This window comes from Bradyrhizobium commune (assembly GCF_015624505.1).
In the GTDB taxonomy this organism is placed as follows: Bacteria; Pseudomonadota; Alphaproteobacteria; order Rhizobiales; family Xanthobacteraceae; genus Bradyrhizobium; species Bradyrhizobium commune.
Genome location: NZ_CP061379.1, coordinates 1,957,280 through 1,983,882 on the forward strand (window position 1 = coordinate 1,957,280; position 26,603 = coordinate 1,983,882).

Sequence of the window (26,603 nt, forward strand, 5' to 3'; positions counted from 1 at the left end):
GCGGTTCCAATCCCAATATGATGATGCCTCACTGGTGCGGATCTACGGGAGCGTGAGATGTTGCGACCAGTCGTTGGAATTGCCGCGCTGGCTCTGGCTTGCCTGCTGGCGGGTGCAGCACTGGCTAAGGGCGGTCATGGCGGTGGCCACGGTGGTGGCCATGGTGGTGGCCATGGCGGCGGTCACGGTGGTGGACATCACGGCGGCGGCCATTTCGGTGGTCATGGCTTCGGTCACGCCCATGTCGGCGGCGGGCCTCACGGCGGGGGCCGGTTCGCAGCCGTCGCGCGGCATGGCGGTCCGAACTTCGGCCAGCTACGCAACGCAGCCGTGCGTCCCGCCAATCTCCGCAATGCTCTGAACATGCAGGCCAGTGCGTTTCGGAACGGCCGCTTGATCGGCAATCCCGCGGCGCGGGCCCAGATTGCGGCCGCGGCCGCGCTGGTTGGCTGGCACGGCGCAGGTGGCGGATGGTGGCAACATCCCGGCGGCTTCTACGGCTGGGTCGGACCGCTGTTCTGGCCGTTCGCCTATAACGATCTCTACGACTATGCCATCTGGGGCGACGGTCTGGGCTTCTGGGGCTACGGCTATCCGGACGTCTACGCCGGCATCTTTGGCCCCTATGGCTATGATGGTCTTGCGACCTACCTGCCGCAACGTTCCTCGGGACGACGTCAGGCAAGGGGCGTCCCGCTCGATCAGCTTTGCGGCAGCGACCGCCGCGAGATCACCGGCCTGCCGGTCGATCAGATTGCCGCTTCAGTGCAACCGACGGACGCGCAGGGCGCGGCCCTCGACGCGCTCGGCAATGCCTCGATCGAGGCGGCAGCGATCATCCGCGCGTCGTGCCCGACGCAAGTCGCGGCCACGGCGCCTGGCCGTTTGGCGGCGATGCAGCAGCGCGTCGAGGCGATGGTGCAGGCCGTCGAGCTGGTGCAACCGGCGCTCGACACATTCTATGGGGCGCTCGCCGACGAGCAGAAGGCCCGTTTCAACGCGCTGGCCGACGACCAGCGCCGCACCACAGCAGCCTCCGGCAACAATGCGTCGCTGGTGCAGAATTGTGCTGCGCCCGTTGGGCTCGATTGGCCGAGCGCCGAGATCGACGCTCGGCTCCATCCGAGCGAGTCCCAGCGTGGTGCTCTGCAAGTGCTTCAGGACACCAGCGCCAGGGTCAGGGATGCGCTCAAGGCAGCGTGCGAGCCCGGCGACGTGATGACGCCGCCGGCGCGCATGGCCGCGGTCCGCAAGCGGCTCGATACGATGCTGGACGGCGTCAAATCGGTGCGCGCTGCGCTCGAGGATTTCTACGCCACGCTGAACGACGAGCAAAAGGCCCAATTCGAGGCGATCGGGCCGCGTCGGATGTCCTAAACGTGCCGCAAGCCTAAGGCGTGGCGGAAAAAACCGCCTCGCCGATCGCACCGCAGTTCTCTATGCTGGGCAGAGCCGAAGCTCGACAATGCGGTGGCCGGAAGGCTGCGGGTGGCTGGGTGATGAAGTGGTTCGCAAGGCAGAAGCCGCGGGAGATCTGGGACGAAGCGATCGCATGGCCGCTCGGCGACATCGAAGCCGCCGAGCGCATCCGAATCATCTGCGAGACTGCGGCTTCCTGCGCCGCCGGCTCTGCGCGCAACGACAAGGGTGACAGCGAGCGCTACGAGTGCGCCGCAAAAGTCGCGATGGAAATCGCGATGAAGATGTCGGATGGATTGATGCGCGACGACGCGGTCCATCGCATCGTCGGTCTCTGCATGAAGGCGGGCGACCTCAAGACCGCGCAGATCCTGTTTCGCGCGATCCATGCCAGCTGGATCCGCGAGGCCTTGCAGCGGGATCATCCGACGCTCGTGCAATAACGACTCGTTGTCGCCACGAAGATGGTGCGCTCCCTCCTCGCTTGCGGGGGAGGGATCGGGAGAGGGTGTCTCCGCAAGCGGGAGAGGTGCACCGAGCCTGCGGCCAAATCCAACCTAATTTGCCAGCGTTCGCACCGCCTCGTCCACGCTGTGGAAGACGTGCTGCTTCGGCAGCGCGTCGAACAATCTGAAGCGCTCGAAGGCGTCCTGCGCGCGCACTGATTCCAGCCGTGCAAGCGCGACCGTCACGCCCTGTTCGCTGCACGCCTTGAACACGTCGAGCAAAATCTGCGCGGCGGTGAAGTCGATCTCGACCATGCCGCTCGCCTCCAGCACCAAAAGTTGCGGTGTGGCCGTCGTAAGCACCTTGGTCACGTCGCTGCGGAAGCCGGGCGCGTTGAGGAAGGACAGCGGCGCCTGGAGCCCGATCACGGCGACGCCGGCGATGCGCTCGCCGGCGATGTGCGGATGTGCCGGCCACCAGATCGTTGTGCCCGGCACGCGCTCGAACTCCACGAGGCGTGCGCGCGTGGTGCTCCAGATGCCGTGGAGCAGCGACAGCACGATGCCGAGAAACGCGCCCTGCTGGATCGGCAGCACGATGATCAATGCGGCGGTGGCGACGATCAGCAAAAATTCGCTGAAGGACTGGCGATAGATCGTGACGATCTGGTTCAGGCGGATGATGCGCAGGGCGACGAACAGCAGGATGCCGCCGAGTGCGGCGTCCGGTACGTGGCGCAACAACCCGGTCCCGAAAGCGAGCAGCAACAGCACGATGACTGCCGCGGCAAGGCCCGCGAGCTGCGATTGTCCGCCGGTCTCGGCGACGATGCCGGTCCGCGGCGGACTGGCATTGACGGGGAAGGCTCCGAACAGGCCGCCGAGTACGCTGCCGGCGCCGGCGCCGAGGAAGTCGCGGTCGACATCGGCAGGCTTGTCGGGATCGGACGGGAACGATCGTGTCGTGGCGGCGGTCTGCACCATCACCACGACAGTGATGACGAAGGCGAGCGGCACGAGGCGCACCCAGAGCTCCGGCGCAAGCACCGGCAGGGTCGGCCGCGGCAGCGTACCGGGCACGCTGCCTACGACGTTGACGCCCTTGCTCTCGAGGCCGAGCGCGATTGTGGCGAGCGTCGCGGCGACGAGCCCGATCAGCGCGCCCGGAATTTTTGCACTGATCTTCTCGGAGACGACGACCACGGCCAGCACACCGAAGCCGATGCAAAGCGTAACCGGATTGGTCCGGCCGAGCTCGGTTGCGAGCACGCCGATGCGACCGAGCGTCGGCCCGCTCGGCGATTCCAGCCCGAGCACGCCCGGCAATTGCGAGACGATGATGTGGACCGAGATGCCGGCGAGGAAGCCGACCATCACCGGCATCGACAACAGATTGGCGATGCCGCCGAGCCGAAACGCGCCGCCGGCCAGCATCATCGCGCCGACCATCAGCGCCAGCGCGATCGCCAGCTCCTGATAGTCGGGCGTACCGGCAGCGGCGAGCGCGGCAAGGCCACCGGCAAAGATCGGCGTGATCGTGGAGTCGGCGCCGCAGGACAGGAATCGGTTGCCGCCGAGCAAGGCAAAGCCAAGCGAACCCGCCATGAAGGCGAAGAAGCCGATCTGCGGCGCGAAGCCGCCGAGCCGCGCGGTCGCCATCTGCTCGGGGATCGCAATCGCCGCCAGCGTCAGGCCCGCGATGAGATCGCCGGGCAGAGCATAGGAGGCGAGCGATTGGAAGAGCGGCCATCCCCGCTTGGCTGATCCTTTGGCGTGTACGTCTTGCGGCATCGATGTGCCTCCGAAAAATCTGAGTCGGTCGATCAGACTACAGCATTTCCGGATTCGAAGGCGGCAGATGGCCCCATCAACAGAAATGTCCGCAAGCGAGGCTTGCGGACATTTCTTCGCATCGCTGTGCGACGGCCTCAGTATCCCCTGTGATAGCCTTCGCCGCCGTGGTTCATCTCGCCGCCGCCGCGGCCGCCGCCGCCCATGCCCATGCCGATGCCGATACCGATGCCGATCCCTTGCATGATCGCGCCGGGCGGCGGGCCGCGGTCCTGCGGTGGCGGCGCGTGCTCGACCACTTCGTCAGGCGGCGGCTTGCGCGATTTGGGCGGCGTGTCGACCACCTTGCGCTTCGGCGGCGTGTCGTCGACGCGCTTCTTGATGATCGGCGCGACTGTCGGGTTGATCGGCGTTGCCGGGGTCGTCGGCGTCGAGCACGGACATGTCGGCGCTAGCGCAACGGCGACCGGAGCAGGAACCGCAGCAGCCACGACAGGCAATACATAATTGCGGTTCTGCACGCGGAGCAGCAGCCGACGCGCGGTCGCAGCCAAGTCGCTGTTGTCCCAGTTCACCAGATAGGCCTCGTAGGAGGCGCGGGTGTTGATCGCCAATGCGCGATCCCATGCGAGCATCTGGCGCCGGCGCTCCAGCACCGTGCGCAGGCGCGGGGCGTAGACGGCTTGCGTGTACAGCTCGACGTAAGCCTGATACGCCGGCACCGTGTCGTCGGCGATCACGAGATCATAGGCGACCTTGGCGTCCTTGCCCTGCAATTCCTTGCGCCAGTCCTCGACGCTGCGCGTTGCGCTGGCGAGCGCCATCGAGTCCGCGCCCGAAGCAGGGGGCTGACCGCTGTTGCTCTCGGCGCCGAAGAACTTGAAGTCGGTCGTCAGCGACGAGCTTTCCCAGGGGATCTGGCGCCCGTCGGTCGACTGCGCCACCGAGATGCGGATGCGCTTGAACACTTCCTCGATCGGGATGTTCGGTTGCTTTGCGACCGAAAGCGCCGCGGTGGTGTAGGGGCTGTCGACGCCGGTGCCGTCCTCGGCTTCGGCGCCGGGCGAGGTCGAATAGGAGATGAAGGAGCCGGGCGCGCCGGCCTTGGTGTCGACGATCGCAAGGCCGTGGCCGGCACCGCTGAGCGCCGGGAAGGGATTGTTGCGGCAGGCGTCGAGCATGAAGATGCGTGCCCGCGTCGGCAGCGCGCCGAGCGTGTTGAGCATGTCGTTCAGCCGCACGCCTTGCAGAGGAATGTCGGCTTCGCGCTTGGGATCGAGATCGACCGGCACGAGATAGTTCTCGCCGTCGATCTGCAAGCCGTGGCCGGCATAGAACACCAGTGCGACGGTGTCGGCGCCGCTGGCGCTGACCTTGCCGGCGAAATCCGAGATCGCCTGGCGCATCGCGTTCTGGTCCAGGTTCGGTGCCGCGGTGACGTTGAAGCCGGCATTGCCGAGCATCTCGGCCATGCCCTTGGCGTCATTGGCGGCGTTGGGCAGCTCCGGCACGGTGCGATACGCGGATTGGCCGATCACGAGTGCAAGCCGCGCTTCGGCCGCGGCGTCTGTCGGCGTCATCATTTGCGTGAGCGCAAGGAGGCCGGAGGCAAGAATTAAACTACGAAAGACTGGACGGCGCATGGTGTCACCTCCATTCGGCAATATGCGCGAGGATGTCACCTTTTCTAGTCGTGCGCCATGACTCTGTCTGTGCGCTAGCTCACGCTGCCGCCTGCGACAAAATGGGGCAGGAGGTCTGCCTGAGCTGATGGCAGGTCGGTATGCCGTCAGAACAGTCCGCGGTCCCACGGTGGATCCGGCGAAAACTGTGCGGCGAGAAAATCGATGAAGGCGCGCACCTTGGCCGGCGGCCGGCGATCGGGCAGGTAGACCGCATGCACGGCAGACGACTGGATCTCCGGCTGGTCGAGCGGAAGCGCCACCAGCGTGCCGGCGCGCAGGTCATCGGCGATGATGAAGGTTGGCTGGCGTGCGAGGCCAAGGCCGGCGAGCGTCGCCGCACGCAGCGCATCGCCATTATTGGCGCGCAGATTGCCGGACACCTGGACGCGGATCTCGCCGTCCGCGCCGAACAGCCATTCCGCCGCGCTCGCCTGTTGCGAGAGCGTGTAGCCGAGACAATTGTGAGTGGCGAGATCGGCCACGCCGCGCGGCGTGCCGTGCTTGGCGAGATATGAAGGCGCGGCGCAGACGACCAGGCGGTTCGGCGCAAGCCTCCGCGCCACCATGCTGGAGTCGCGGAGCTTGCCGATGCGGATCGCGAGATCCCAGCCTTCTTCTGCAAGGTCGACGAGGCGATCGTTGAGCCCGAGCTCGATCGTGACCTCGGGATGGCGCTCCGAGAACTCCGCAATCAGCGGGGCGATCTGCCGAGTGCCGAACACCACGGGCACGTTGACTCGCAGCAATCCACGCGGCTCGGCGCGTTCGCGCGCAATCGCCGCGTCCGCGGTCTCCATGTCGGCAAGGATGCGTTCGGAGGATTCCAGATAGAGGCGGCCGGCCTCGGTGATCGACAGCCGCCGTGTGGTGCGGTGGAACAGCTTTGTGCCGAGCCGCGCCTCGAGCGCAGCGACATGCTTGGTCACCATGGTCTGCGACAGGCCCATCGCACGGCCCGCGCCGGACAGGCTTCCGCTCGTCGCCACTTTGGCGAAGACTTCCAGGCTGGTGAGGCGGTCGAGCAAGCAATTTCACTCCATCAGTGTGAGGTGTAATTCCAGAATAGCAGATTATCATCAAAACGAGGATAGATCATATTGCACTGCAAAGGAGACCATCATGATCGATTCCCGTACCGCCCCCTACGCCGCACTGGTGCTGCGCGTGACCCTGGGCGCGCTCTTCCTGGCCCATGCCAGCCTGAAGCTGTTCGTCTTCACCCCGGCCGGCACCGCAAAATTTTTCGGGAGCCTCGGCTTCCCGCCCGAACTGGCTTATCTCGTGATGACCGTGGAAGTGCTGAGCGGCATCGCGCTGATCCTCGGTGTCTGGACCCGCTATGCGGCGCTGGCCGGCATTCCGGTCCTGCTCGGCGCGATCTTCACCGTGCATGGTGCGGCCGGGTTCTTCTTCACCAATCCGAAGGGCGGCTGGGAATTCCCCGCCTTCTGGGCGATCGCGCTGGTTGCGCAGGCGCTGCTCGGCGATGGCGCTTTCGCGCTGCGCCCATCGCGCGATGTCGAGGCCGCGAGCGGCCAGTTGAGCGCCGCCGCTTCGCGCTGACATCAAGCATCGTTGAAACGCGAGAGCTGCGGGACCACGATCCCGCAGCTCTTTTTCGTTGCGCGCTGATGCGCCGGGCGCAGCCCAAGGTCCATCAATCTGCGTTCGGCATCGATCCATACCCGAATTGGATCGATCTGCGTCAATCTTGCCCAGCCCGCCCTTTGGCCGCGATGCGGCATCATCAAAATCATCCTCAAACATAGGCGTTCCGCGGCGCCTCTGACCGAGCGCTTGGCTCGCGCGCGTTCACCGCGCCGCCAGCCGCAACCCTTGCCTGCCCCGTCGCTTTGGCCATACAGTCCGCGCAACAGGCCGGCGGCAACGACCGCGGTCGCAAATAAAAATATCGGGGAGAGACCGCGCCATGACCATCGTGCCCGTCAGCCGTCGCACGTTCATCAAGTCGTCGACGGCGCTGACCGCCGGCCTCGTGCTCTCTCCCGCGATCATCGGCCGCGCCGAAGCGGCGACGCTGAAGCTGAAATGCTCCTCCTCGCTACCGAACGATCCGAAATACGCCAACGGCCGCGTCTACTACGACAACCTCGTCAAGAATTTGAAGGCGAATGGGCTCGGCGAGCAGGTCGAGGTCGCCTTCTTCCCGGACAACCAGTTAGGCCAGGAAATCGACGTCATCAATTCGGTGAAGCTTGGCGTCATCGACCTCATGGTGTCGGGCTCGTCGATCTCGGCCAATCTGGTGCCGCTGGTCGGCACCTTCGACCTCGGTTATCTCTTCGCGAGCTTCGAGCAGCAGACCAAGGCGTTTGACGCCGGCGCCGCCAAGCCGATCGAGGATGCGCTGCTCAAGGGCGGCAATATCCGCGTCATTGCCTGGGCCTATAATTTCGGCGCGCGCAGCGTGCTGGCGAAGAAGCCGGTGAAGACGCCGGAGGATCTCGCCGGCCTCAAGATCAGGACGCTGCCCAATCCCGTCATCACCGAATGCCTGCGCCTGATGGGCGCGGCGGCAACCCCGCTCGCTTTCGGCGAGATCTACACCGCGCTCCAGGCCGGCGTCCTTGACGGGCTCGAGCACGACGCGCCCACCATCCTCGCCAGCAAGTTCTTCGAGACCTCGAAGCACTATGCGATGACGCAGCACATCTTCTCGCCGCTCGCGATCTATTTCAGCGACATGACCTTCAACCGCATGGACCCGAAGCTGCGCGAGGGCTTCCTCGACGCGGCGAAGAAGGCGGCGGCCGATAGCCGCGTCCATGGACGGGCGGTCGAGAAGGAGGCGCTCGCAACGCTCGGCGAGAAGGGTGTGACGGTGATCGAATGCGATCGCGAGGCCTTCCGCAAGCGCGTCGCTCCGCAGACCGAGAATTTCATGAAGGCGCGGCCGGAATCCAAGCCCGTCATCGACATCATCCGCGCGACGCAAGCCTGAGATGGCCAAATCGGAAATGGCCGAGTCTCAAATGGCGATGACAGGCGCCATGTCGCTCTCCGGCGCCTGGCACGGGAGCGTCGCCCTGTTGCTTCGCGTGAGCGACGCCATCGCAGCCGTCCTTCTGGCTGCCGACCTCGTGGTGGTCTGCGGCTCCGTGTTGCTGCGTTACCTCTTCAACGCACCGGTCGAATGGTCCGATGACGTCGCGCGCGGATTGATGGTCGGCTCCGCCTTCTTCGGTGCGGCGAGTGCGCTCGCGCGCGGCGAGAATGTCGGCGTGTCCTTCTTCCGCGACCTGCTGCCATTGCGGCTGCGCACGCTGGTCGATGCCGCGAGCGCACTCCTGATCATGCTGATCTCCGCCTATGTTGCCTACAACGCGGTCAAGCTGGGCTCGCTCACGGCGGGACAGACCACGGGATCGGGCCTGCCGCTGGAGCTGACATTCTATCCGATGGGAATCGGCGCGCTGTTCATGACAGTGTTCGCGATCGATCATCTCTGCGCCCGGCCGCTTCCCGATATCGTCAAGGGCCTCGTTGCCATTGCCGTCGCGACCGGCCTTTATCTGGCCTGGGATTATGTGTCGCCGTCCTCGGTACCGTCGGCAGGCACGCTGATGCTGATCGGCTTCTTCGCAACGCTGTTCGGCGGCTTGCCGATCGGTTTTGCGCTGGCGCTCGCGGCGCTGATCTTCATCTGGGTCGAAGGCGCGCTGCCCGGCGTCATCTTCGCCCAGCAGATGGCGCGGGGCATCGACAATTTCGTGCTGCTGGCGATCCCGTTCTTCATCCTCGTCGGCTACCTGATGGAAGCCAACGGCATGTCGGTGCGTCTGATCGAGCTGTTGCAGCGCGCCGTGGGGCGCATGCGCGGCGGGCTCAATGTCGTGATGGTGGCCTCGATGGTGCTGTTCTCCGGCATCTCGGGCTCGAAGATGGCCGATGTCGCGGCCGTCGGCTCCGTGCTGATTCCGGCCGCGCGGCGTTCGAAGCAGAACCCCGGCGGTGCGGTGGCGCTGCTTGCCGCGTCCGCAGTGATGGCGGAAACCATTCCGCCCTGCATCAACCTGATCATCTTGGGCTTCGTCGCGAACTTGTCGATCGGCGGGCTCTTCATCGCAGGACTGCTGCCGGCGGCGCTGATGGCACTGGTGCTGATCGTGGTGTCGATCATCTTCGGCAAGCGCCCGGCTGATGCCGGGGAGATCGAGCCGCAGGTACCGGTTTCGGGCCTCTGGAGCGGCGCGATCGCCTCATTCGGCCTGATCTTCATGATCTTCTTCGGCTTCAAGAGCGGCTTTGCCACGGCGACCGAGATCTCCGCCTTCGCGGTGGCCTATGCGATTGTCGTCGGCAGCGTCGTGTTCCGCGAACTCAGCTTCAAGACGGCCGCGCACAGCTTTGTCCAGGCCGCGACGCGCGCGGGACTCGTGCTGTTCATCGTTGCCGCCGCGCAATCGCTCGCCTTCACGCTGACCTTGCAGCAGGTGCCGCATGCGGTCGGCGATTTCATGCTGGGGCTATCGAAGACCAGCGGCGTCTGGCTGTTCATCCTGCTCGCGATCGCAGTGCTGATCGTGATGGGCTCTGTGCTGGAGGGCGCCGCCGCGCTCATCATCTTCGGGCCGCTGCTTTTGCCGGTGGCAGTGCAGCTCGGTGTCGATCCTCTGCATTTCGGCGTCGTGCTCGTCATCGCGATGGGCATCGGCCTGTTCGCGCCGCCGCTCGGGCTCGGGCTTTACGGCGCCTGCCTGATCGGCAATGTGCCGATCGAGCAGACGGTGAAGCCGATCATGGGCTATCTCGGCCTGTTGTTCCTCTGCTTGCTCGTCATCGCCTTCGTGCCATGGCTGTCGACCGCGCTGCCGCGTGCGTTCGGCTACTAAGGGAGTATCATTGTGAAAGTCCTGCTGGCCCACACGCCCGAGATGCGCCGCAATTACTACGGCGATCGCAGCCTGAACGGCCTGCGGTCGATTGCGGATGTGATCCTGCACGAGGGCGGCCAGCCGCTGGACGCAGCCGGCCTCGTGCGCGCCGCGAAAGATGCCGACATCATCGTCGCCGATCGCATGACCGAAGGTCGCGGCGAGATCTTTCCGCAGCTGCCGCATCTTCGCGCCTTCGTCCGCTGCGCCGTCGACATCCGCAACATCGATGTCGAGGCCGCATCGCACGAAGGCGTGCTCGTGACCCGCGCCGGTCCCGGCTTCGTGCAGGCGGTCGCCGAGCTCGCACTCGGCTTCATGGTCGATCTCTCCCGCGGCGTGTCGCGGACGACGGCCGACTATCACGCCGGCCGCAGGCCCGAGGCGCGGATGGGCCGCCAGCTCGCCGGCAGCAAGATCGGCATCATCGGCTATGGCAGCATCGGGCGTCATCTCTCCGAGATCGCGAAGGTGTTGCGCATGGAGGTGCTGGTCTCAGATCCCTTCGCTGAAGTCAGCGACAGCGCGATCAGGCAGGTTGGTCTCGATGAACTTCTTGCCGCATCGGACTATGTTGTTTGCCTCGCCATCGCCAATGAGCAGACCGAGAAGCTGATCGGAGAGGCGGCACTCGGGCGCATGCAGAGGCACGCCGTGTTCCTCAATCTGTCTCGCGGCAATCTCGTCGACGAGGCTGCACTTGCCAGGGCGCTGCTCGGGAACCGCATCGCCGGCGCGGCCATGGATGTCGGGCGCGCGCCCGACCAGATGCCGACGCCGGAGCTGGCGAAGCTTCCGAACGTCATCGCCACGCCGCATGTCGGCGGGCTGACGCCGCAGGCGATCGAATATCAGTCGCTGGAGACCGTGCGGCAGGTCGACGCGATCATCAAGGGCGAGGCGCCGCAGGGCGCCGTCAACGCCGATCGCTGGACGCGCCGGCCGTGAACGGCGTTACAGACGATCAACCGCCTTGAACGTCCCGTCCTTCTGGATCACCGTCAAAAACACCTTCGGCGGCGTGTCGATGGCGCGGGCGCCGACGGTGATGATGTTGCCGCTGATGTCGAAGCGGCCGATGTCGTTGACCACACGCAGCAACCCCGCGCGCGTCGGATTGGGTCCGAGGCTTTCCAGCGCCGCCGCGGTGAGGCGGCCGGACAAATAGCCCTCGAGCGACACGAAATCCGGCGGCAGCGTCGGATCGAACGCCTTCTGCGCCGCCTGATAGTCGGCGACGACCTTGAGCGAGCGATCCCAGGGAAACGGCACGACCTGCGAGACGATGACGCCTTCGCCATCGGGGCCGAGCTCGTGGGCGAGCGCGTTGGCGCCGACGAAGGAGATGTTGACGAAGGTCGGGTAGGCGCCGCTGCGATGCGCGAGCTTGATGAATTCGGCGCAGGGCCCGTAGGTCCCGACCATGACGATGGCCTCGGGCTCGGCGCGCCTGATCATCCGCCAGGCCGAACCGACCGCGCGAGTGTTGCGCTCGAAGGTGCCTTCGGCGGCAAGCTCGAGGCCGCGTTTGGCCAGCGCGCTCTTCACGCCGGCAAGACCGTCGCGGCCGAAGGAGTCGTCCTGGTAGAAGATGCCGATGCGGGTGAAGTGGCGATCTTCCGTGAGGTGCTTGATCCACGCCTCGGCCTCCGCGCCATAGCTCGCGCGGATGTTGACGACGTTCGGAAGTTCGAGGTCGCGCAGGAATTCTGCGCCGCTGAACGGACCGATGAAAGGAACGTTGCGCGCGCTGGTGATCGGAATGGTCGCCATCGCGGTCGGGGTGCCCACCGCGCCGATCAGCGCGAACACCCTGTCGTCCTCGATCAACCGCAGCGTCTGCACCACCGAACGGTCGGGATCGTAGCCGTCGTCGCGGCTGATGAGTTGCAGCTTGCGGCCATGGATGCCGCCCTTCGCGTTGATCTCGGTGAAGGCCGCGACGATGCCCTGCCGCATGCGCTGCCCGAGCGCGGAGGACGGACCTTCGAGCGCCGCCGCCTGACCGAACAGGATCGCATCCTCGCTGACGCCGACCTCCTCGCCGCTGGCCGCGCGCGCGGCCATGGCCAGCAGCGTGACGGCGAGGGCGAGACGTATCGCTGATCGAAACGATTTCATCAGGCGGTCATGCCAGATCCAGGGGAGTGTCGAGCAAATGATATCCCAGCAGCCTGAATAGCTCGCTAACCGGCGACGCACCGGGCCCTCCGTACTATTCCGGGTAAAATCGGCAAATTATCTCCACCGCGCCCGATCGCGCGCGCAGTTCATTAACTAAGCCGTGCAATGCGGGAAAGCCGGGTTCCGAAATTGTGCAGTTCTTAACTGCGGTCCTTGTCCGATTGCCGCCCCGGCGGTTCAACCAGAAGTTCAGTCCGCCGCGGAGAGGGGACGACGGCTTTACGGATGGGCGATCGCGATCAGAATGATCAGGATCGGAAACGCGTGACCGGGGGGTGGCGCGCCGCGCCGTTGCTCGGGTTCTATCGTCCTGCGCTGGTCGCAGCCGGCGTCGGTCTCCTGTTTTCGCTCGCGGGCGCGGCCGCGGTGGCGCGCTGGGAAGACCGCGTCAACAGAATCGAGTTCGAGAGCGCGGCCGAGACCGAAGCCATCGTCATGCAGAACGGCATGAACGAATATATCAGCCGGCTCGTCGCGCTGCGCACCCTGTTCGAATCCGCCAACGAGGAAATCACCCGCAGCGAGTTCGAGACCTTCAGCGTAAGGCTGTTCGAGCGCCATCCGGGCATGCTGCGCATCGCCTGGTTGCCGCGCGTCAACCGCAAGGAACGCGCCGAATACGAGGCGGCCGCGGTCGCGGACGGCATCTCCAGCTATCGCATCAAGTCGCTCCAGGGCGAGGGTTTTGGAGTCGCGCCGCAGAGCGACGAATATTTTCCGGTGTTCTACTCGACCCAGCCGAAGACCTCGCCGGTCTACGGCATGGATTACGCGACCATTCCGGAACGACGCGTGGCCCTCGAGCGTGCGCGCGACAACGACCGGATCGCCGGCATTCGCACGCGCCTTTATCAGCAACGCGAGGACGGCCGGTTGCCCGATGTTCTCGTGGCCGTTCCAGTCTACGCCAAGGGCACGTCACGCGAGACGATCGCGGACCGGCGCCGCAATCTTGCAGGCTACGTCGTCGGCGTGTTCGACCTGCCGCTGCTGATGCAGGGCATCCGCGTCACGACCGGGGCAAACCCGGCGATCAGCGTCAACATCTATCCGCCCTTCACGGGGCAGATCATCAGCCTCGAAGAGGAACTGCCGGATTATTCGTCCGCCGCCACCGCGCCCCAGTCGATGCGCGACGTCGCGCGGGACCTGCACTGGTCCGGCCATCTCAGGATCGGGGATACCGACTGGCAGGTGCGCGCAATGCCGACGGCCGGAGGCCCGTTGGAGATGACCTATGACCGCGCGGTCGCGGTCATCACCGTCGGCATATTGCTGACGCTGTCGCTTGCGACCTACCTGATGCTCGCCAGCCGTAATTCGCGCCGGCTGTCGCTGGCCAATCGCCGCGTACTGGAGCTTGCGCAAACCGACATCCTGACTGGATTGCCGAACCGCGCCTTCTTCCTCGCCCGGCTCGACGAGCTCAACGGCGAGCTCCGGGATCGCGGATCGACCTTCTCGATCCAGATGCTCGATCTCGACCGCTTCAAGAACGTCAACGACTCGCTCGGCCATGGCGCCGGCGACGTGCTGCTGCGCCAGGTGGCGCAGCGGCTGAAATCCGCAGTGCGCGCCACCGATGTGCTGGCGCGCCTCGGCGGCGACGAATTCGCCATCATCCAGGAGGGCTGCGAGGATCAGCGGATCTGCTCGACCGAGCTCGCGGCGCGGATCGCCAAGCTCGTGGCCGAGCCGTTCCTCCTGCCTGGACACCGCGTCGAGATCGGTACCAGCATCGGCATTGCGATCGCGCCGGATCACGGCAGCGACCAGGAGCAACTCCTGAAGAAGGCCGACCTTGCGCTCTATCGCTCGAAATCGGCGGGCCGCAATTGCTTCACCATCTACGACGAGGCGATGTCGGCCGAGCTCGAGGCGCGCAACACGCTGGAAGGCGATCTGCGCGACGCCATCGCGCGCTGCCAGCTCGAGGTGCACTATCAGCCCTTCATGGATGCCAATAACGGTGCGCGGCGCGGCTTCGAGGCGCTGGTGCGCTGGCGGCATCCGGCCCGCGGCCTGATCCCGCCGGACCAGTTCATTGCGCTCGCCGAAGAGACCGGGCTGATCGTGCCGCTCGGCGAATTCGTGCTGCGGCGAGCCTGCGCCGACGCTGCCACCTGGCCCTCCGGGCTGATGGTGGCCGTGAACCTGTCGCCGATCCAGTTCAAGGAAGCCGATCTGTTCGACGTCATCTGCGCAGCGCTGAGGGATTCCGGCCTGGCGCCGCACCGGCTCGAGATCGAGATCACCGAGTCCGTCCTGTTGGAGCGCGGCGCCGAGAACCATGCCTTCATGGAGCGGCTGAAGCATCTCGGCATCGAGCTCGCGCTGGACGATTTCGGCACCGGCTATTCGTCGCTGAGCTATCTTACGGCGTTTCCGTTCGACAAGATCAAGATCGACAAGTCGTTCATCCGCAACCTCACGCACCAGCCGCGCTCTTCCGCCATCATTTCCTCGATCGTGACGCTGGCGCGCGGGCTCGACATGTCGGTCACCGCCGAGGGCGTCGAGACAAGCGAGGAGTATGAACGCCTGAAGGCGCTCGGCATCAATTTCGCGCAAGGTTATCTGTTCGGGCGTCCGCAGCCGGTCGGCCAGATCGACCTCGACGAGCCCGTTCAGTCTTCCCAGCGCGACGCCGCCTGAGCAAATAGGCATGCGCGAAAAGCGCTTGACCCAGGCGCCCCCGGATGGTCCGAAGGACCGTCCAGGGATGAAATACGAAAAGATGCGGCTTCCATTCTTCTATGGCTGGATCGTGGTCGCGGTGACCTTTGTCACCATGGCCATCGGCGTCAACGCGCGCACCGCCTTCTCATTGTTCTTTCCGCCGATCATCTCCGAGTTCGGCTGGGAGCGCGGCGTCACTGCCGGCGCCTTCTCGTTCGGTTTCGTTGCGTCGGCGATCGCGAGCCCGCTGATCGGCCGGCTGATGGATCGCGCCGGGCCGCGTGCGGTGATGGAACTCGGCGTCGTGCTGATGGGGGGCGGGCTGTTGCTGGCCCCGGTCACCAGTCAGCCCTGGCATCTCTATGTCACGATGGGCGTGATGGTCGGCGCCGGCTCCGTGTGTCTCGGCTATTCCGGCCAGTCGCTGTTCCTGCCGAACTGGTTCATCCGCACGCGCGGCTTTGCCATCGGCATCGCCTTCGCCGGTGTCGGCATCGGTTCGGTGACGTTGCTGCCCTGGGTGCAGCACATGATCGAGCAGACCAGCTGGCGCACCGCCTGCACCGCGATGGGCCTGATGATCCTGATCGTGCTCGCGCCGATCAATCTGTTCCTGCACAAGCGGCCCGAGGATATCGGCTTGCGGCCGGACGGTGATGCCGCACCCAGCGCGGGTGCCGCGAAGCCGGTCTCCAACATCGTCGATCCCGTGTGGGCCAGCACCGAATGGACGCTTCGGCGCGCGCTTGCGACGGCGCGGTTCTGGTGGATCGCACTCGGCTATTTCGGCGGCCTGTACATCTGGTACGCGGTGCAGGTGCACCAGACCAAATTCCTGCTCGACATCGGTTTCAGCCCGAGCGTCGCAGTGTGGGCGCTCGGCGCCGTCAGCCTGCTCGGCATTCCCGGCCAGATCTTCCTCGGTCACATCTCGGACCGGATCGGACGGGAATGGGTGTGGGCAATCAGCTGCGCCGGCTTTGCGATCTGCTTCGCGGCGCTGATCGCGCTGAAATACCAGCCCTCGCTCTGGCTGGTCTATCTGATGGTGTTCACGCAAGGCGCGCTCGGCTATGGCCTGACCTCGATCATGGGCGCGGTGGTGTTCGAGATTTTTGGCGGCAGGCACCAGGGCAGCATCTTCGGCATGATCATGCTCGCGGCATTGGCGGGTGGCGCTTCCGGTCCCTGGGTGACCGGCTTCCTCTACGATCGTGCCGGCGACTACACGCTCGCCTTCGCTATCGCCATGGTCATGAGCGGCCTGTCCGCGCTGTCGATCTGGCAGGCCTCGCCGCGCAAGGTGCGGGCGGTCGCCGGCCGGCTCCACAGGCTGAAGACTGGAACCCCCGCAGAATAAGTTCCAAACGGAGCAAGATACCTTCGCCGCCTTCGCGGAATGTTAAGCATGTCGCGTCTTGGCGGGACGCAAGCCGGTTGCAAGAACGTCTTGGACACCATCGGAGCGTTAACTTGGGGCCGATTGCCGCATCTTCCCGATGCATCCGGGTCCAACGATGTTCGCCTCCGATTGCCTAGTGACAGACAAGCCGGACGTGTTGCGCGCGGCGCTCGAATGCGCCGACGACGGCATCGTCATCGTCGACGATGCGCATCGCATCACGCATTTCAATTCGGCCGCGGAGCGGGTCTGGAACCTGGCGCGCGCTGATGCACTCGGGCAGGACGCCAGAATTCTCACGCTCAAATGCCTTCAGGCCGATCCGGTCGCAGACTTCCGCGACGAGATCAGCCTGGTGCGGCGCGACGGCAGCCGGATCAAGGCGCTGATCGCGCTGTCGTCAGCGACCATCGACGGCGCGACCCATCACATCGTGTTCGCCCGCGACGTCACTGCGGACGCCGAGCGCCGCGTTCGGATCGGGCTGCTCAACGCGGTCTCCGACCAGACCAATCGCGCGGTGATCATCACTGACGTCGAGCAGACCATCCGTTACGTCAACTCGGCCTTCACGACACTGTTCGGCTACACCAGCGAGGAAGCCGAGGGACGCCGCGCTGCCGAGCTCATTGCCGGTGGCCACACCAACCGCAGGGCGATTGCGAAGCTCGTCAAGCGCCTGATGAATGGCGGCCGCCGCGGCGAGGTCGAGACGATGGTCTACGACAAGAACGGCGAGGAGATCTGGGTCTGTGCGCGGCTCGACGCCTTCCGCGACAAGAAGGGCCGGCTCAAGCACATCTTCGCGCTGGTCGAGGACATCACTGAAACCAAGCAGCTGCGCTCGCTCCAGCAGCTCATCATGAGCGCGCTCGCCGACGAGGTACCGATCACCGAGATCGCCGACCGGCTGTGCCGCCGCGTCGAGGAGATCGCGCCCGATGTCGTCTGCTCGCTGCTGCATGTCGATGCCGCCGGCCTGGTCCATCCGCTTGGCGGGCCGAGCCTGCCGGAGGACTATTCCCGCGCGCTGGACGGCATCGCGATCGGTCCCGATGTCGGCTCCTGCGGCACCGCCGCCTTCTACGGCGAGCCGGTGCTGGCCGAGGATATCGACACCGATCCGCGCTGGCAGCCCTACAAGGCGCGTCCGCTCGAGGTCGGCTTGCGCGCCTGCTGGTCGACGCCGATCAAGGCCAAGGACGGCCGCGTCATCGCCACCTTCGCGTTCTATTTCCGCGAGCCGCGCGCACCGAGCAACTGGCACCGCCGCATCGTCGAGGCCTGCGTCAATCTCGGCGCCTTCGCGATCGAGCGCAAGGAAGCGCGCGCCGAGATCGCGCGGCTTGCCTATCACGACATCCTCACCGGCCTGCCGAACCGCGCGCAGCTGCGGCACCTGATCACCACCGCGATCGACGCCTGTCCGACCGGCAGCCACGTCGCGCTCGCCTTCCTCGACGTCGACCACTTCAAGGACGTCAACGACACGCTCGGCCATGCCGCCGGCGATGAGCTGCTGATCCAGCTGGCGCAGCGCCTGCGCGAGCAGATTGGCCCTGAGGATATGCTGGGCCGGCTCGGCGGCGACGAATTCGTCATCCTGCTGCCGCATCGCAACGCCGGGAGCGCCGAGCGTGCCGCCGCCAGGATCACGGAAGCGCTCGCGACACCGTTGCGGCTCGGCTCCAGGCACTTGCAGATGTCGGCCAGCATCGGCATCAGCCTTTATCCGGACCATGCCACCGACATCGACACGTTGATGCAGCAGGCCGATGCCGCGATGTACATGGCCAAGCAGGCGGGACGTTCGACTCATCGCATCTTCAGCGCCGAGATGAACGGGCTTACCGAGCAGCGGCTGGCGCTGATCGCAGCGCTGCGCCGTGCCATCGCGGAGGGCGCGCTCACGCTCAGCTACCAGCCGCAAATCCGCAGCGGCGACGGCGCCATCCACGGCGTCGAGGCGTTGGCGCGCTGGCACGATGCCGTGCTCGGCGAGGTCTCGCCGGCAAAGTTCATCCCGCTGGCCGAGGAGTGCGGCCTGATCGAGCAGATCGGCCTGTGGTCGGTGCGCGAGGCCTGCCGGCAGATGGCGAGCTGGCGCCGCGCCGGGCTCAACATCCCCTCCGTGTCGGTGAACCTGTCGCCGCTCAACTTCCGCAATGTCACCCTGGCCGCGCGGCTCAAGGACATCCTCGCCGAGCACGATCTGCCGCCGGACGCACTGATGCTCGAGATCACCGAAGGCACCTTCATGCAGGACGGCGCGACGGCGCTGGAGACCATGCATGCGATCCGCGAGCTCGGCGTCGGGCTCTCGGTCGACGATTTCGGCACCGGCTATTCCAGCCTCAGTCGGCTCGCCCATCTGCCGATCCGCGAATTGAAGATCGACCGCAGTTTTATGCGCGACATCGAGCGTGACCCTGGCGCCGTCGCGATCGCCACCGCCGTGGTGCGCGTCGGCCAGGGCCTCGGCCTGACCGTGGTCGCCGAAGGCGTCGAGACCGAGGGCCAGCGCAAGATGCTGGCCGAGCTCGGCTGCGATGTCGTGCAAGGCTTCCTCTACGCGCCCGCGCTGGCGCCGGTCGCGTTCGAGCGCTGGCTGATCGAGCATTGCGCCGAGCAGGCGCGGGCGATGCTGGGGCGGCTTGCGCCGGTCGATGCGGTTGCTGTGAAGCGGTCGGCTTAGGGCGCGTACTCCTGAACGCAATCAGCACGTAAGGGCTGCCATGTCCGATTTATCCTTGGGAGCAGACAAGGGCAGCCGGCGGTAATGCGTCAGCTAAGGGCTACGAGCAGGCCTCCGTGCTTTGCTCCGCAATAGTCTCGCTTTGATGCGCTGGGATGGTATCCCCAAGTTCAGTTGCCCCTTGAGCTGCTTTACCGGCAAATCTTCACCGGTGATCCAAGAATTGAAATCAACGTCCAACATGTCTTCTTCGAGTGCCGCAGCGTCGCCCCCAATACCTATCAAGAGCCGTCGCTTTCCTGGCTCGGTAACTATGGTATGCAGCGTTTGGGCATTACCGTAGTTGTGGAAGGCCGGCGAAGCTGAAAAGTTCAGCGCCTGGAACGTCTGTTCGGCACCAAGCCTTCGCGCGGCCCAGCCTTCCAGCGGCGGCAGCCGGCCGATCGAGTGCGCTACTCGGCGATTCAAGCGCTTCAATTGCGGCGACTGGAAATGATTGGTGCAAGCAAGCCAGTCGCCGCTGCGCACCGCGACTGCGCCGGCCCCCGCTTCAACTACCGCAGCGACGCCATCGGCATCGAGTATCGAATAGTTATACTGCATGGCGTGAGGCGTGCGACGCAGAAGGTCGATTGCCTCCGCCGTCGTCGCACAGCTGTCCAATACTCGCCTGACAAGCAACACGCTGTTGAGGCCGGGGGCTCGCGGCCGTGCCTTCACGAGATGTAGACCGATGGTCAGGCCGTGCTCGTTCATGCCGTCCAATCGCCCAGTCAACTGATGGCTGCCGCCTATACTGGCGTAGCTGCCGCGGACCTGGAGGAGCGCCAGGCGTCCCTCATACCCTCGCGGCCAGAAATCATAGTTGCGGCCATAAACACCACCACTCATGACTGCCGAGCAGCCACCTGTTGGCATCCTCATGCCCTCGTTGCCAAAATAAGTGACTGCATGCTCCATCGAGATGTTGAGCCCCTCGGCGATCCCGCCGATTTCCTCCCACAGTGCTGGTGCATAGGTCCTGAACGCACGTTCCTCTGTACGAATGTTTAGCCACCATGGCAGTTTCAACTGTTTCCGGAGAAATGCCTTGCCCTTGCGTGTGGCGGCAAATGCATCAGCTTGAGCACGGCCGACCTCGTAAGGAGTGCCGCGACATTGCACAAGGCTCACGCGGAGCGTCTTGGAAGTGTCCGCCATTGTGATGCTCAGTTGGATCGAAGGTGGGACGGGTGGGCTACTACCTCTACAGCGTAGAGCCAAGCGGTCGCAACTCGATTTGCACGCACTACGTGTGCTTTCGCGACAGCTGACCAAGAGTTCGCTTCGGGTCAAAAGACGAAATGACGGAGTTGGCTGCTTAGGTCTGCTTCGTCCCAGGAAGCGGACATCCCGCACAAGTGGGGACATGCGCCAGGCGCCCTCACTCCTCCGCCAGCCCCGTCCGCCGCCGCAAATCCGTGATCGCCCGCAAGAAGCTATCCGCCGGCGTCGTCTCCGGATCGATCAGCCGGTGCAGGCGAAAGCCGTCTTCCAGCGCCAGCACGACGGACGCCATCCAGGGCGGGTTCAGCGTCTCGCCCTTCGCCTTGTCTTTCAGCGTCGCCTCGACGATGTCGGCGATCAGCTTGCGCCGCGCGCGCAGGCGTTTTGCCAGTTCCGGGCGGCGTTTCTCGGCGCGCGCGACGAACAGGATCATCTCCATGTGCAGGAGAGGGGAGCGGCCGAGCGGATCCTGCTTGCTGCGATCCATCGCCTTCAGCGCCGCGATGAAATCGTCGAGATTGTCGTGCTGCGCGAGGATGTCCATGTTGCGCCGGATCGACTGATCGACATGGTCCTCGATCATGGCGATGATCAGCTCGTCCTTGCTCTTGAAGTTCGAATAGAACGCGCCGCGGCTGAAGCCGGCGGCTGCCGCGATCGCCTCGATGCTGGCGCCGCCGATGCCGTCTTGCTCGAACACGCGCGCGGCCGCCTCGAACAACTTGTCGCGCGTATCGTCCCTGGTCGGCCTGGTTCTCACTCTTGACATCGGCGCAGGTTAGGGCAGAATGCAACTCAATACAATAATGTATCGAGTTGAGTAATCGACTTGAATAACTAAGTTGAATGATCCTGGGGATGGTTACGCCGGGCATCGGGGCTGCCTTGCGTATGCGTGTCATGCGGCAACCGATGTGAGGTCACCATGAACGAGCAAGTGCAGCCGACCAACAGCGATCCGCTGTTCAACCCGCTCTCGCCGGACTACATCCGCAATCCCTATCCGCATTACGACCGGCTGCGCACGATTGATCCGATTCACGAGACGCCGTTCGGCCAGTTCGTCGCCAGCCGCCACGCCGATGTCAGCCTCGTGATGCGCGACAAGCGCTTTGGCAAGGATTTCGTCGAGCGCTCCAAGCGCCGCTACAGCGCCGAGATCATGAACGAGCCGGTGTTCCGCAGCATGAGCCATTGGATGCTGCAATCCGATCCGCCGGATCACACCCGCCTGCGCGGGCTCGTCGTAAAAGCCTTCACCGCCCGCCGGGTCGAGGACATGCGGCCGCGCATCCAGGAGATCGTCGACCAGGCCATCGATGCCGTGATCGATCGCGGCCACATGGACCTGATCGAGGACTTCGCCTTCCGCCTGCCCGTCACTGTGATCTGCGAGATGCTCGGCATCCCCGAGGACCATCGCGAGGTCTTCTACAAGAGCTCGCGCGATGGCGGCCGCCTGCTCGATCCCGTGCCGATGACGCCGGAGGAGATCGCCAGGGGCAACGCCGCCAACATGATGGCGCAGATGTACTTTCAGCAGCTGTTCGAGCTGCGCCGCCGCAATCCCGCCGACGATCTCATCACCCAGCTGGTGCAGGCCGAGGAAGACGGCAACAAGCTCAGCAACGAGGAGCTGACCGCCAACATCATCCTCTTATTCGGGGCCGGCCACGAGACCACCGTCAATCTGATCGGCAACGGCCTGTTGGCTCTGCATCGCAATCCGGACCAGCTTGCGCTCCTGAAGGCACGGCCGGAGCTGATGGTCAACGCGGTCGAGGAATTTTTGCGCTACGATTCTTCGGTGCAGATGACCGGTCGCGTCGCGCTCGAGGACATCGAGGATCTCGGCGGCAAGAAAATCCCCAAGGGCGAGACGGTGCTGTGCCTGCTCGGCTCGGCCAATCGCGACCCGGCGGTCTATCCCGACAGGCCCGACCGGCTCGACATCACCCGGCCAAATGTCAGGCCGCTGTCGTTCGGCGGCGGCATCCATTTCTGCCTGGGTGCCCAATTGGCGCGCATCGAGGCCGAGATCGCCATCGCCACACTGTTGCGGCGACTGCCGGATTTGCGGATCGACGACGTCGAGAACCCGGAATGGCGGTCGACCTTCGTGCTGCGCGGCGTGAAGCGCCTGCCGGCGAGCTGGTGAGGCCGTTAACCTCCGCGCGCAACAGTCGCTGTGACTTCGCCATACTTCCCCCTATATAAGGGGCTGTTCCGGCGCGCCTGAGGCCCTCAGGCCTGGCCCGGGCCGGTTTGGCCGAGGGGAGACCCGTGCAGACGACGCTGCTCGGATTGGCGATTGCCTTCATCTTAGCGCTTTTGGCCGCGTTGATCGGGCCTTACTTCATCGACTGGAACCAGTTCAGGCCCCAGTTCGAGGCGGAGGCGAGCCGGATTATCGGCGTGCCGGTGCGGGTGGCGGGCGAGCTGGACGCGCGGCTGCTGCCGGCGCCAACCCTGCGGCTGCGTTCCGTCACCTTCGGCGGCAACAATGATCTCGGCCGCCTGCGCGCCGACAAGCTCGACGTCGAGTTCAGCCTGGGCTCGCTGATGCGCGGCGAATGGCGCGCCACCGAGCTTTCGGTCAACGGCATGGCTGTCGATCTCGGCCTCGACGCCAGGGGGCGGGTCGATCTGCCGTCCACCGCGAGCGGCACCTTCAATCTGGCTTCGCTCGCGATCGAGCGGCTGAACCTCACCGGCCGCATTGCGCTCCATGATGCCGCCAGCCGCTCGACGCTGGAACTCACCGACATCGCCTTCTCCGGCGACGTGCGCTCGCTCGCCGGCTCAGTGCGCGGCGATGGCAGTTTCATCGCGTCCGGCACGCGCTATCCGTTCCGCATCTCCTCCGGCCCGAGCGCCGATGGCAGCGCCACCCGTCTCCATCTCAATATCGATCCCGGCGAGCGCGGCATTCTCGCCGATCTCGAAGGCGTGCTCGCCTTCGACAACCGCCTGCCGAAATTCGATGGCGCGCTGACGCTGGCCGCGCCTGCGACGAAGAAGCCGGGCGAGGCGGGACCGACGCCATGGAAGCTCACGACGAAGCTCAAGGCCGATCCGGCCGGCGCGAAGTTCGAGCAGGTCGATGCGAGCTTCGGTCCTGAAGACACCGCGCTGAAGGTCGGCGGCGTCGGCGACATCAGGTTCGGCGCGTCGCCTCTGCTGCGCGCGGTGCTGTCGGCGCGACAGGTCGATGCCGACAAGCTCGCCGGCAAGGACGATGCCGAGCCGCTGCGCATCCTGCCGGCGCTGCGGGCGGGCCTCGCCGCAATCCCGCAGGCGCCGATTCCGGCGCAGATCGAGTTCAACTCCGACCAGATCATGCTGGGCGGCCGTCCGCTCCAGAACATCACGACGGAGCTGACGACCGACGGCCGGTCATGGACATTCCAGCGGCTCGAGCTGCGCGCGCCCGGCATGACGCAGCTGTCGCTGAACGGTGCTGCTCCAGGCTCCGACAGTTTCAGCGGCCGCCTCAGCGTCGAATCCTCCGACCCCGATACGCTGGTGGCCTGGCTCCAGGGCCGCAGCGAGGTCAACCGCCGCAGCACCAGGCCGTTGCGGTTGGCCGGCGACGTGACGATCGCCGCCAATCATTTCGCCATCGACAAGCTCAAGGCCGATATCGAGGGCGGCGCCGTCGAAGGACGGATCGCCTTTGTCCAGACTGGCGCGAGCAATGGCTCGCGGATCGACACCGAGCTGAAAGCCGACCGTCTCGACCTCGATGCCGCCGCAAGTTTTGTGCGCGCGCTCGCGGGCCCGCAGGGGGAATGGCCGGAGGAAGCGAGATTGTCGCTCGACGTTGGCCGGGCGATCTCTGCGGGCCAGGAGTTGCAGGCCTTCGTGGTCCGGCTCAACTACGATGCGAAGAACATCGTGCTCGATCAGCTGAAGTTCGGTCAGGTTGGCGGCCTGTCGATCGATGGCGGCGGCAATCTCGACAGGAGCAATTGGCAGGGACGGCTGGTGCTGGACCTGACGGCGGCTTCGCTGCGGCCGATGGCGCCCCTGGTCGAGGCCGTCTCGCCTACGCTCGTCCCGCGCCTGCTCGCGATCGATTCCGACGCAGGACCTTCCGCTGCGAGCCTGGTCCTCGACCTCGGCAACGACAAGAAAGGCGACGGCGACCGCCGTTCCGCCGTCGCGCAGTTCGATTTCGCTACACCGCGGGCGAGAGGGTATGTCCAGGCCGCAGCGACGCCGTCACTGTCCGCCCTTCGCAATTTCGATGTCGCATCCCTCGCGGGTGGCGAATTCACTGTGGATACGAGGATGTCGTTCGAGCGGAGCAGCGCTCTGCTGGCCCTGCTCGGTCTGGATCGTGTGGTTGCCGCGGGTGACGGCGGTGCGCGCCTCGAAGGTCGGCTGAGCGGAACGTGGCGGCAGCCATTGCAGCTCAATGCGAAGCTCGCCGGCGGCGGGCTCGATGCTGACGCGCAAGGCAGCGTCGACCTGTCGGCGTCGGAGCCGAAGGCCAGCGTGAACCTGCGCGCGCGCAACGTCAATCTGGCGCCGCTGTTCGGGACCGGCCCGGCCGGCAAATCCGTTCAGAACATCAGCCTGGCTTCGCGCCTCACGCTGTCGGGCAACAAGCTCACCTTCGACGATCTCGACAGCAATGCATCCGGCTCGCATCTGCGCGGGCATCTCGCCATGACCCTGGATCAGGAGAAGAGCGTCGACGGCGAGGTCGGCCTCGATTCGCTCGATCTTGTGCCCGCGCTCGCAGTGGCGCTGGGCGCAGCCGGACAAGACAGTAGCGAGCCGTTGAGCGCGGGGCTCATCGCTGGCTGGCGCGGGCGGATCGCCTTTCAGGCGTTGCGCGGCAGCCTGCCCGGCGGCATCGAGCTTCGTCCCTTCAGCGGCACGATCAGGAATGACGGCCAGTCGCTCGCGCTCGACACGCTCAAGGGCGGCGTCGGCGGCGGCGAGATGACCGCAAGCCTCGATGCGCGCAATGGCGCCAATGGCCTGGCGCTGAATGCGCGTCTCGATCTCGCCAATGTCGATGCGACGACGCTGCGCTACCGTGATCTCGCGCTGCCGAAGGGGCGCGCCTCCGTGCAGATGGCGCTGACGAGCCAGGGCCGCAGCGTCGCGGCCTTGACCGGTGCACTCGCCGGCAACGGCACGGTGACGCTCGACTCCGCCGAGATTGGCGGTCTCAATCCGCGCGCCTTCGAGATCGCCATCCGCGCCAGCGACGGCGGGCAGGTCGCCGACGACAACCGGCTGCGGCAGCTGGTCGAGCCCGCTTTGTCGGCAGCTCCCATTGCGGTTGCGTCGGTGCAGGTCCCGTTCACGATCCGCGATGGACGGCTGCGCGTCGGCGCCACGCCGCTCGAGGCCAAGAACGCCCGCGCCATCGTCTCCGGCGGTTACGACATTCCCGCCGACCAGGCCGACATCCGCGCCAGTCTGACGCCGATCATGACCGGGCTGTCCGGCGCACCGCCAGAGATCCAGCTGTTTGCGGCGGGTCCGCCCGACAGGCTCAGCCGGACCGTCGATCTCACGCCACTGTCGTCGTGGCTCGCGGTGCGCACCATCGATCGCGAGACGCGTCGGCTCGATGCCATCGAGCGCGGCGAGCCGCCGCCGGCGACCGCCGCGCTGCCGACGCTGGTCTCGCCCGATCCCGTGCCCGAGCCGTCGCTGACCGATGTGCCGGTGCCGGGCCGCGACCCGCGTCGGGCGCCGCCGAAGCCCAGAGTTGAACCCAAGGTCGCGCCGACGCCGAAAGCGCCGCAGGCCGCCCCGGCCGCGCCGAGCCCGCCGCTTGCTAGCCAGCAGATCGCGCCGCTGCCGCCGCCGATCGAGGTCCGGCCGGCCCCCGGCCCGCCGCCGCCTCGACCCAAGCCGAAGCCGCCATTGGTGCTGACGCCGTCTAATCCTTGACGGACGGTGCCCTGCCGCAAGGCGCGGTGTTCACCTCTCCCGCTTGCGGGAGAGGTCGGCGCAAAGCGCCGGGTGAGGGCTCTTTCCACTTGGGGATTGTCCCTTTGTGGAGGCGCCCTCTCCCCAACCTTCTCCCGCAAGCTGGAGAGGGAGCGCACCTCCGCCTTGCCCGCCGGTAGACGCATTCCCTCGCATTTGAATGAATTTTTGTCGGCAAAACTG

The 26,603-nt window shown here is 65.7% G+C and carries 18 protein-coding genes; 11 read left to right on the forward strand and 7 right to left on the reverse strand.

From position 1 onward, the window contains the following. The first annotated feature begins 57 nt into the window (after nucleotides 1-57). Both IC761_RS09260 and IC761_RS09265 read left to right on the forward strand, forming a co-directional pair. The gene (locus IC761_RS09260) at nucleotides 58-1,377 is read left to right on the forward strand and encodes a Spy/CpxP family protein refolding chaperone (RefSeq protein ID WP_195802944.1); all 1,320 of its coding nucleotides are present in this window, start codon (nucleotides 58-60) and stop codon (nucleotides 1,375-1,377) included. Between the two features lie 122 nt (nucleotides 1,378-1,499). Then, a complete protein-coding gene (locus tag IC761_RS09265) occupies nucleotides 1,500-1,862 on the forward strand; it encodes a hypothetical protein (protein ID WP_195802945.1) in 363 nt (120 codons plus the stop codon). Between the two features lie 114 nt (nucleotides 1,863-1,976). Here IC761_RS09265 and IC761_RS09270 read toward each other — a convergent pair whose 3' ends face one another. From IC761_RS09270 to IC761_RS09280, 3 genes are all read right to left on the reverse strand, one after another. Beyond that, nucleotides 1,977-3,656, reverse strand: coding sequence for a SulP family inorganic anion transporter (locus tag IC761_RS09270; protein WP_195802946.1), 1,680 nt, complete (start codon nucleotides 3,654-3,656; stop codon nucleotides 1,977-1,979). 137 nt (nucleotides 3,657-3,793) lie between these two features. Then, nucleotides 3,794-5,299, reverse strand: a complete 1,506-nt coding sequence (locus tag IC761_RS09275; protein WP_195802947.1) for a caspase family protein — start codon at nucleotides 5,297-5,299, stop codon at nucleotides 3,794-3,796. 146 nt (nucleotides 5,300-5,445) lie between these two features. After that, complete coding sequence (locus IC761_RS09280) at nucleotides 5,446-6,366, reverse strand: LysR family transcriptional regulator (RefSeq protein ID WP_195802948.1); 921 nt, start codon at nucleotides 6,364-6,366, stop codon at nucleotides 5,446-5,448. 94 nt (nucleotides 6,367-6,460) lie between these two features. On the opposite strand from IC761_RS09280, the gene IC761_RS09285 reads away from it, so the two are divergent. Next, entirely contained in the window at nucleotides 6,461-6,904 is a 444-nt protein-coding gene (locus IC761_RS09285) for a DoxX family protein (protein WP_195802949.1), read from the forward strand. 2 nt (nucleotides 6,905-6,906) lie between these two features. Here IC761_RS09285 and IC761_RS09290 read toward each other — a convergent pair whose 3' ends face one another. After that, the gene (locus IC761_RS09290) at nucleotides 6,907-7,089 is read right to left on the reverse strand and encodes a hypothetical protein (protein ID WP_195802950.1); all 183 of its coding nucleotides are present in this window, start codon (nucleotides 7,087-7,089) and stop codon (nucleotides 6,907-6,909) included. A gap of 182 nt (nucleotides 7,090-7,271) precedes the next feature. Between IC761_RS09290 and IC761_RS09295 the strand changes: the two genes are divergently transcribed. Genes IC761_RS09295 through IC761_RS09305 form a run of 3 tightly spaced genes read left to right on the forward strand, consistent with a single transcriptional unit; the run spans nucleotide 7,272 to nucleotide 11,184 of the window. Further along, the gene (locus tag IC761_RS09295; protein WP_195802951.1) at nucleotides 7,272-8,303 is read left to right on the forward strand and encodes a TRAP transporter substrate-binding protein; all 1,032 of its coding nucleotides are present in this window, start codon (nucleotides 7,272-7,274) and stop codon (nucleotides 8,301-8,303) included. Nucleotides 8,304-8,340: 37 nt separating this feature from the next. Next, nucleotides 8,341-10,194, forward strand: a complete 1,854-nt coding sequence (locus tag IC761_RS09300; protein WP_195804603.1) for a TRAP transporter large permease — start codon at nucleotides 8,341-8,343, stop codon at nucleotides 10,192-10,194. A gap of 12 nt (nucleotides 10,195-10,206) precedes the next feature. Continuing rightward, nucleotides 10,207-11,184 (forward strand): NAD(P)-dependent oxidoreductase, encoded by a 978-nt coding sequence (locus IC761_RS09305; protein WP_195802952.1) that lies wholly within the window; start codon nucleotides 10,207-10,209, stop codon nucleotides 11,182-11,184. Nucleotides 11,185-11,190: 6 nt separating this feature from the next. Here the strand turns inward: IC761_RS09305 and IC761_RS09310 are convergent, their stop codons facing one another. After that, entirely contained in the window at nucleotides 11,191-12,357 is a 1,167-nt protein-coding gene (locus IC761_RS09310) for an ABC transporter substrate-binding protein (protein ID WP_195802953.1), read from the reverse strand. A 288-nt stretch (nucleotides 12,358-12,645) separates the two neighbouring features. Between IC761_RS09310 and IC761_RS09315 the strand changes: the two genes are divergently transcribed. From IC761_RS09315 to IC761_RS09325, 3 genes are all read left to right on the forward strand, one after another. Continuing rightward, nucleotides 12,646-15,075: a putative bifunctional diguanylate cyclase/phosphodiesterase gene (locus IC761_RS09315; protein ID WP_195802954.1), complete on the forward strand. Its 2,430-nt coding sequence runs from the start codon at nucleotides 12,646-12,648 to the stop codon at nucleotides 15,073-15,075. A gap of 82 nt (nucleotides 15,076-15,157) precedes the next feature. Next, nucleotides 15,158-16,459, forward strand: coding sequence for an MFS transporter (locus tag IC761_RS09320; RefSeq protein WP_195804604.1), 1,302 nt, complete (start codon nucleotides 15,158-15,160; stop codon nucleotides 16,457-16,459). A 157-nt stretch (nucleotides 16,460-16,616) separates the two neighbouring features. Further along, nucleotides 16,617-19,196: an EAL domain-containing protein gene (locus IC761_RS09325; protein WP_195802955.1), complete on the forward strand. Its 2,580-nt coding sequence runs from the start codon at nucleotides 16,617-16,619 to the stop codon at nucleotides 19,194-19,196. Between the two features lie 93 nt (nucleotides 19,197-19,289). Here the strand turns inward: IC761_RS09325 and IC761_RS09330 are convergent, their stop codons facing one another. Both IC761_RS09330 and IC761_RS09335 read right to left on the reverse strand, forming a co-directional pair. Beyond that, nucleotides 19,290-20,396, reverse strand: coding sequence for a C45 family autoproteolytic acyltransferase/hydrolase (locus IC761_RS09330; RefSeq protein ID WP_195802956.1), 1,107 nt, complete (start codon nucleotides 20,394-20,396; stop codon nucleotides 19,290-19,292). A 223-nt stretch (nucleotides 20,397-20,619) separates the two neighbouring features. Beyond that, a complete protein-coding gene (locus tag IC761_RS09335; protein ID WP_195802957.1) occupies nucleotides 20,620-21,231 on the reverse strand; it encodes a TetR/AcrR family transcriptional regulator in 612 nt (203 codons plus the stop codon). 156 nt (nucleotides 21,232-21,387) lie between these two features. Between IC761_RS09335 and IC761_RS09340 the strand changes: the two genes are divergently transcribed. Both IC761_RS09340 and IC761_RS09345 read left to right on the forward strand, forming a co-directional pair. Beyond that, complete coding sequence (locus tag IC761_RS09340; RefSeq protein WP_195802958.1) at nucleotides 21,388-22,620, forward strand: cytochrome P450; 1,233 nt, start codon at nucleotides 21,388-21,390, stop codon at nucleotides 22,618-22,620. Between the two features lie 125 nt (nucleotides 22,621-22,745). Then, nucleotides 22,746-26,381, forward strand: coding sequence for an AsmA family protein (locus IC761_RS09345; protein WP_195802959.1), 3,636 nt, complete (start codon nucleotides 22,746-22,748; stop codon nucleotides 26,379-26,381). Nucleotides 26,382-26,603: the final 222 nt, after the last annotated feature.

Coding starts and splice junctions, on each gene's coding strand:
- IC761_RS09260 (WP_195802944.1), top strand. CDS start 58: ATGTTGCGACCAGTCGTTGGAATTGCCGCGCTGGCTCTGGCTTGCCTG.
- IC761_RS09265 (WP_195802945.1), top strand. CDS start 1,500: ATGAAGTGGTTCGCAAGGCAGAAGCCGCGGGAGATCTGGGACGAAGCG.
- IC761_RS09270 (WP_195802946.1), bottom strand. CDS start 3,656: ATGCCGCAAGACGTACACGCCAAAGGATCAGCCAAGCGGGGATGGCCG.
- IC761_RS09275 (WP_195802947.1), bottom strand. CDS start 5,299: ATGCGCCGTCCAGTCTTTCGTAGTTTAATTCTTGCCTCCGGCCTCCTT.
- IC761_RS09285 (WP_195802949.1), top strand. CDS start 6,461: ATGATCGATTCCCGTACCGCCCCCTACGCCGCACTGGTGCTGCGCGTG.
- IC761_RS09290 (WP_195802950.1), bottom strand. CDS start 7,089: ATGATGCCGCATCGCGGCCAAAGGGCGGGCTGGGCAAGATTGACGCAG.
- IC761_RS09295 (WP_195802951.1), top strand. CDS start 7,272: ATGACCATCGTGCCCGTCAGCCGTCGCACGTTCATCAAGTCGTCGACG.
- IC761_RS09300 (WP_195804603.1), top strand. CDS start 8,341: ATGACAGGCGCCATGTCGCTCTCCGGCGCCTGGCACGGGAGCGTCGCC.
- IC761_RS09310 (WP_195802953.1), bottom strand. CDS start 12,357: ATGAAATCGTTTCGATCAGCGATACGTCTCGCCCTCGCCGTCACGCTG.
- IC761_RS09315 (WP_195802954.1), top strand. CDS start 12,646: ATGGGCGATCGCGATCAGAATGATCAGGATCGGAAACGCGTGACCGGG.
- IC761_RS09320 (WP_195804604.1), top strand. CDS start 15,158: ATGCGGCTTCCATTCTTCTATGGCTGGATCGTGGTCGCGGTGACCTTT.
- IC761_RS09325 (WP_195802955.1), top strand. CDS start 16,617: ATGTTCGCCTCCGATTGCCTAGTGACAGACAAGCCGGACGTGTTGCGC.
- IC761_RS09330 (WP_195802956.1), bottom strand. CDS start 20,396: ATGGCGGACACTTCCAAGACGCTCCGCGTGAGCCTTGTGCAATGTCGC.
- IC761_RS09335 (WP_195802957.1), bottom strand. CDS start 21,231: ATGTCAAGAGTGAGAACCAGGCCGACCAGGGACGATACGCGCGACAAG.
- IC761_RS09340 (WP_195802958.1), top strand. CDS start 21,388: ATGAACGAGCAAGTGCAGCCGACCAACAGCGATCCGCTGTTCAACCCG.